Annotated in this window: 5 protein-coding genes and 1 pseudogene; 1 reads left to right on the top strand and 5 read right to left on the bottom strand. The window is 74.1% G+C overall.

The window, feature by feature from the left end; all coding sequences use genetic code 11:
• Positions 1–516 (bottom strand): asparaginase domain-containing protein (locus tag ACFXB5_RS52030; protein ID WP_385222730.1); only part of this gene is annotated, 516 nt, incomplete at its 3' end.
• Between the two features lie 191 nt (positions 517–707).
• Here ACFXB5_RS52030 and ACFXB5_RS52025 point away from each other — a divergent pair.
• The gene (locus tag ACFXB5_RS52025) at positions 708–1,733 is read left to right on the top strand and encodes a LacI family DNA-binding transcriptional regulator (protein WP_385222727.1); all 1,026 of its coding nucleotides are present in this window, start codon (positions 708–710) and stop codon (positions 1,731–1,733) included.
• A gap of 61 nt (positions 1,734–1,794) precedes the next feature.
• Here ACFXB5_RS52025 and ACFXB5_RS52020 read toward each other — a convergent pair whose 3' ends face one another.
• From ACFXB5_RS52020 to ACFXB5_RS52005, 4 genes and pseudogenes are all read right to left on the bottom strand, one after another.
• Complete coding sequence (locus ACFXB5_RS52020) at positions 1,795–2,562, bottom strand: SLC41A family transporter (protein ID WP_385222725.1); 768 nt, start codon at positions 2,560–2,562, stop codon at positions 1,795–1,797.
• 59 nt (positions 2,563–2,621) lie between these two features.
• Positions 2,622–3,380 carry an ABC transporter permease gene (locus ACFXB5_RS52015; protein WP_020872096.1) on the bottom strand — a complete coding sequence of 253 codons (759 nt, stop codon included), beginning with the start codon at positions 3,378–3,380 and terminating at the stop codon, positions 2,622–2,624.
• 258 nt (positions 3,381–3,638) lie between these two features.
• Complete coding sequence (locus ACFXB5_RS52010) at positions 3,639–4,679, bottom strand: ABC transporter ATP-binding protein (protein WP_385222722.1); 1,041 nt, start codon at positions 4,677–4,679, stop codon at positions 3,639–3,641.
• A 603-nt stretch (positions 4,680–5,282) separates the two neighbouring features.
• A pseudogene (locus ACFXB5_RS52005) lies at positions 5,283–5,977 on the bottom strand (NYN domain-containing protein); the annotation flags it as partial.

The following is a 5,977-nucleotide window of genomic DNA, read 5'->3' as shown; positions in this document are numbered from 1 at the left end:
GGGGCCGCCCACCGCGCGGGGCGCCGTGGTTGCCCCCTTCCGGGTGCCCGGGGGGGGTTCCCCCTGCCCGAGCAACCCGCCCCCCCCCCCCCGGGCGGGGGCGCCGAGGGGGACCGCCCCCGCGATCGCGTCCGCCAGATTGCGCGGGCCGTCGCCGTCCGGGGCGTCCGCCGGGCGCATCGCCCCGGTGAACACCACGGGCCGGGCGTCGCCGTGAAAGAGATCCACCAGATAGGCGGTCTCCTCCAGGCTGTCGGTGCCGTGGGTGACGACGACCCCGGCCACCGACTCGTCGGCCAGCGCCTCGCGGACGGCCAGGGCGACGCCGTGCATATCGGCCGGGGTCAGCAGATAGCTGCCCAGGCAGAACACGTCCCTCGCCTCGATCGCCACCCCCGGCGGCCACGGGAGCCGCTCCAACAAGGCGTCCGCGGACTCGGCGGCGAGCCTGGTGCCATGGGCGTCCTGCCGCGTGGCAATGGTTCCGCCCGTCGACAGCACGACGATCCTGCGCACCCTGCCTCCTCATCGATGACGCGAAACCGATCTCATATGGCTCGATCTCGCACCCAAACGTTTGGGCCAATCGTTTGGGTAGAATGTGGGCCACCGGCAGCGGGTGTCAAGGGGTCCGCTGTTACCATTCGCGCCAACTGGCCGCGACCGAGGTCCGGCCGCGGCGGCGGGACAAGCGGAGGCCGAGCGGAGTGGGTACGCAGCGATCAGGACCGGTCACCCTGCGCACCATCGCCGATCAGCTCGGCCTCCATGTCTCGACCGTGTCGCGGGTGCTGCACGCCAAACCGGACGAGAGCCTGCGCGCCGCCTCGGCCAGCACGGTCGAGCGCATCCGCCGCCTCGCCGACGAGCTCGGCTATCAGCCCAACCCGCACGCCACGAGCCTGCGCACCCGGCGCAGCAACCTGGTGGGCGTGCTGGTGCCCCGGCTGTCCGACATGGTGCTGGCCACGATCTACGAGGGCATCGAGGAGGCCGCCGCCGAGCACGGACTGTCCACGTTCGTCGCCAACACCGGCGACCGCCCCGAGGCACAGCGCACCCGCACCAATATGGTCATCGGGCGGCGCGTCGACGGCATGATCTTCGGCGACGCGTATGTGGACGGGCGGTTCCTGGACGAGGTGGCCGGCCGCGGCATTCCGTTCGTCCTGGTCAGCCGCACCGCCGGGGCCCATCCCTCGGTGACCTGCGACGACTATCTCGGCGGGCGGCTGGTGGCCGAGCATCTGCTGGAGCTGGGCCACCGCGATGTCGCCGTCGTCGCGGGCGAGCCGTACGCCAGCACCGGTATCGACCGCACCGCGGGCCTGGTGGACCGCTATCGGGAGGCGGGGCTGTCCATTCCGGCGGACCGCATAGCCCAGTCCCGCTTCGACGTCTCCGGCGGCCACGCCGCGACGGCGCGGCTGCTGGACACCCCGAACCCGCCGACGGCCATCTTCGCGGTCAACGACTTCGCGGCCATCGGCGCGATAGGCGCACTGCGCCACCAGGGGCTGCGGGCGGGGGATGACGTGGCCGTCGTGGGCTTCAACGACACGCCGCTGGCGGCGGAGTTGCCGGTGCCGCTGACGACGGTGCGGTCACCCATGCTCGACATGGGGCGCGAGGGGCTGCGGACGCTGCTGCGGCTGCTGGAGGGCGAGGACGTGGAGTCCAAGCGGCTGCGCCCCGAACTCATCGTCCGCGCCTCCAGCGTCCCCTCTCCCTGAGTCGGGAGGGGGCGGCGGACCGGGCCCGCGAACACCGGGCCAGGCAAGAGACGCGCTCCGTTCAGCGCGCTCCCGGCGTCGCCGGGGGCGGCAGCGCGGGCTCCGGGTCCCGGGGGCCGAAGAGCCCGGTCAGCGCCAGGTGGATCACCATCGCCGCCACCGACCACGCCAGCAGCGCACCCTTGGCGCCCAGCTTGAGCGGCCCGTCGAAGGTGACGCCCTTACCGGCCTCCTTGGCATGCGCCACGACGTCCGAGGTGGGCCCCAGCCATACGCCCAGCCGCCAGGCGATCACCGAGGCGAGCACTCCGCCGATCGCCAGCCCGACGACCAGCGCGATACCGCCGTGGCGGAAGAGCAGAAAGACGATGATGGCCGAGACGGCCCCGAAGGCGAGCCCGAGCAGCGTGAACATCCCGTCCGCGCCGACCGCGTCCTCCCCTTCCGAGTTCTTCAGATAGACGGCGGAACCGTCCGAGACCAGGGGAACCTTCGGCGCCAACCACAGCCACAGCAGCCCGAGAAGCACCCCGGCGACCGCCACCGCGATGGCGACCAGCGACGCCTGCACCAGTTCGGCACGCAACTCGGGCCCGGGCTCGGAGTGCTCGGAGTGCTCGGAGAACTCGGCGTGCTCGGAGAACTCGGCGTGCTCATCGGAATGCTCAGCGTGCTCCGGATGCCCCGAAGCCTGCCCCGGATGCGCTGGATACCCGGTGGGGTACGGCACAGCGGCGTCCCCGGCAGGCTGCTCGTGGGACGGCGGCCGGCCCTCGGCGGGCTCGTCGTGCGGCGAGTGCTGATCATGCGGCGTCAACGGTGCGGTCACCCCGTCATCGTGCCAGGCGGATGGCGTACTTCGGTCGGCGGGACGTTCGCTGCGGCGCGTCACCGCACCGCCGCCCGCCGATAGGCCCAGGTCGCGGCGGCGAGGGACACCACGGCCACCCCGGCGCACACCCCGAGGTCGGCGCAGACCACCCACCAGTCGGGCTGCCCGTCGAAGGACCGGGCCAGGGCCTCCACACCGTACGTCGACGGCAGCAGATCGCGCGCGTACGACACCACCTGCGGCATCCGGGCCGCGGGCAGCACACCGAGCAGCAGCGCGGCGGACATCCCCAACTGGCCGCACAGCGTGGCGAGTTCCTGGCGCGGGGCGAGCAGCCCCAGTGCGGCGCCGAGTCCGGCGAGGGCGGCGCCGGACAGGGGGATCACGGCGAGGAGGATCCACAGGTTGGTCATGGGCAGTTGGAAAAGCACACTGCCCATCACCGCGGTGACGGCGGTCCCGGGCACGGTGAAGGAGGCGTACGCGGCGGCCGCCCCGAGCACCACGGCCGAGGGCGGCACCGGCAGGGTCGCGTAGTGGTCAAGACCGCCGCTGGCCCGCAGCTGACCGAAGTACTGCGCGAGCAGGTTGAGCGCCACGAAGGCGACCACCAGCACGCTCGACCCGGCCACCACCGACCGCGCCTCGCTTCCGCCGTCCACCACCCCACGCATCAGGATCATGATCCCGATGGACTGGAAGGTGGCCACGAAGAGCAGCGGGATCCGGGCCACCCGGGCCCGTGAGAGCTGGGCGCGGTAGACCGCGACGAGCGCGGGGAAGAGCCGCGCCCGGGCCGCCAGCGGCGCGGGCATGTCACCGGCCTCACCGGCGTCACCGGACGCCCCCGAGGTACCCGAGGTACCCGAGACGCCCGAGACACCGGACGCACCGGGCAGCCCAGCAGACGTACCGGACACACCAGGCACACCAGTGGCCCCGGGCACACCGGATACACCGGACACGGCGGGCATGACACTCACGTTGTGCTGCTCCTCTTCGCCTCTTACGGCTCGAATACGGTCACGGTCACCAACGCGTTCACCGACGCGTTCACCGGCTCGCCCCGGCGGTCACGCCTTCACCAGCCCCTCCGCGCCCTCCGCACGGCCCCCCAGGGCGATGTACACATCCTCCAGGCTCGGCGTGGCAAGGGTGAAATCGTCCAGCGCGGCGAAGGCGGGGCCGCCGGTCACAGTGGCGATGGCGGCGCGCGCGTCGTCCGGCGGCAGCCGGAGCGTCCAGCGCCGCCCGGAGGCCCCGCCGGCCGCCCTGGCCGCCTCGGCGGACTTCCACAGGGCGGCGACCTCGGGCACCTCCAGCGGCGGCTCGGTGCGCCACACCAGCTCCAGCCGCACCTCGTCGGCCACCAACGCCTTGAGCCCGGCGGGCGTGTCGCAGGCGATGACCCGGCCACGGTCCAGCACCGCGACCCGGTCCAGGACCGTCTCCGCCTCGATCACATTGTGGGTGACCAGCACCACCGTCACCCCCCGCTCGGCCCGCCGCCGGTCCACGGCCGCCCATACGGCGCGCCGGGCGACGGGGTCCATCCCGCTGGTGGGCTCGTCCAGCACCAGCAGCGGCCGCTCCCCCACCAGCGCGGCGGCGACGCAGGCCAGCCGCCGCTGGCCCCCGGAAAGCTTCCTCAGCGGGCGCCCGGCGACCTCCCCGAGCCCAAGCTCCTCGATCACCGCGTCGCGCTCGGCGCGGGCCGCGCGGGTCTCCAGGCCGCGCAGCCGCGCGGTGGTCTCGGCGGCGAGGGCGACGGTCAGCTCGTCCAGCGCGGTGGAGTCCTGGCCGAGATAGCCCAGCAGCCGGGCGGCGCGCTCGGGGTGGCGTACGAGATCGTGGCCGAGCACCCGCACCTGGCCCTCGTCGGGCCGCAGCAGGCCGGTGAGCTGCCGTACGAGGGTGGACTTGCCGGCGCCATTGGGCCCGAGCAGCCCGAAAACCTCGCCGCGCACCACATCGAGGTCGATGCCGTCGCTGGCCCGGACGGCGGGCGTGGCGGGCGCCCCGCGTCGGCCGCGCGCCGCGGGATAGGTCTTGACCAGGCCGCGCACGGTGCACACCACATCGCCACTCGTCGCCTGTTTCGCGCCCGTCCTCACGAGCTATGAGGGTACGCGCCCAAACACCCGCTCCCGCCCTCGGGGCCCTAGGGGCCCTCAGGGCGCGGTTCGCGGGAGGAGGGCCGGACCGCGGCCTACGGGGTGCCGGGCGGATCTTTCCCCTCCCCGCCCCTTCCCACTACCAGGGGCTCCGCCCCTGGACCCCGACACCCAGGACGAGGCCCCGCCACGCGAGCTGCGCGGAGCGACATATCGATACCGCAGGAAGGGGCGAAGCCCCGGCCCGTGGGGCCTGGGGCCGGAGCCCGGGATCAGGGGCAGAGCCCCGGCCCAAGGCCAGAGGCAGAGCCCCGGCCCGAGGTCTGAGCCGGAACCCCGGGCCGGGATTAGGGGCGGATCCCCGACCCAAGGCCTGAGGCGAAGCCCCGGCCCGGGGCCAGAAGCGGATCCCCGGCCTGGGGCCTGAGGCGAAGCCCCAGCATCGGGGCCAGAGGCGAAGCCCCAGTCCGGGGTCTGGGGCGGAGCCCCGGTCGGGGGCTGGGGCGGAGCCCCAGTTTCGGGAAGGGGCGGGGAGGGGAGCAGCCCGCCGCAGGCGGCACGATCCGCGGCCCGCCATAGGCGGCACGATCCGCCGGATACCCCCTACCCGCCCGCCTGGGCGTGCTCCGCCGCCGAGCGGAGGTCGATCTCGCGCCAGAAGCCCGCCCGGATCGCATAGCGGTCGTGCTCGTCGATCTGGTCGTCCTTGTGGGCCAGCAGCCCGAAGCGGGCCGCGTAGCGGAGCAGTTCACCGTCGATGCGGTGCGGGATGCGGGGGTACTCCGTGGAGAGTTGCTGGAGATGGCCCGTATCGGCGAGTCGGTCGGTCCAGCGGCGGGCGAAGACCTGGCCGACCTCGAACGGGTCGCCGCTGACCGCGGTGATGTCCTCCTCGCGGTCGGCCCAGCGCTGCTCGGCGCTGGTGAGCTGGGCCAGCATGGGGAGGTTGGCGGTCTCCGCCGGCTCCCCCATTCCGGAGCCGGGGCCCCGGTCGATCCAGCCCTTGTCGGAGGACCAGCGCAGCGTGGCGCCGGCCGGCTGCCGGTCCGCCTGGCCGCCGGGCCCGGCGGGGCCACGGCCCAGGTCGGCGAGGTCCTTGGGGGTGGGCACGCCCTTGGCCGCGGCGCCTGCCGCGGCGTCCGTGCCCGCCTCGGCGGTCGCGGCGGCGGGACGGCCGGGGGCGGCGGCCGGTCCGGTCACGTCGGTGCCGGGCCGGGCGGCGCCGTGGGGGGGGGGGGGGGCGCCCCCCGCGCCGCGGGGGGGCGGGGACTTTATAACAAAATAACCAGGCGCCCGAG

This window comes from Streptomyces sp. NPDC059455, assembly GCF_042750115.1.
In the GTDB taxonomy this organism is placed as follows: domain Bacteria; phylum Actinomycetota; class Actinomycetes; order Streptomycetales; family Streptomycetaceae; genus Streptomyces; species Streptomyces endocoffeicus.
Note: the sequence above shows the minus strand (reverse complement) of the source record. Positions and strands in the feature narration are given on the sequence as shown.

What these genes read in the sequence shown, in the direction of transcription:
- ACFXB5_RS52015 (WP_020872096.1), bottom strand. Translation starts at nt 3,380, where the DNA reads ATGCCCGCGCCGCTGGCGGCCCGGGCGCGGCTCTTCCCCGCGCTCGTC.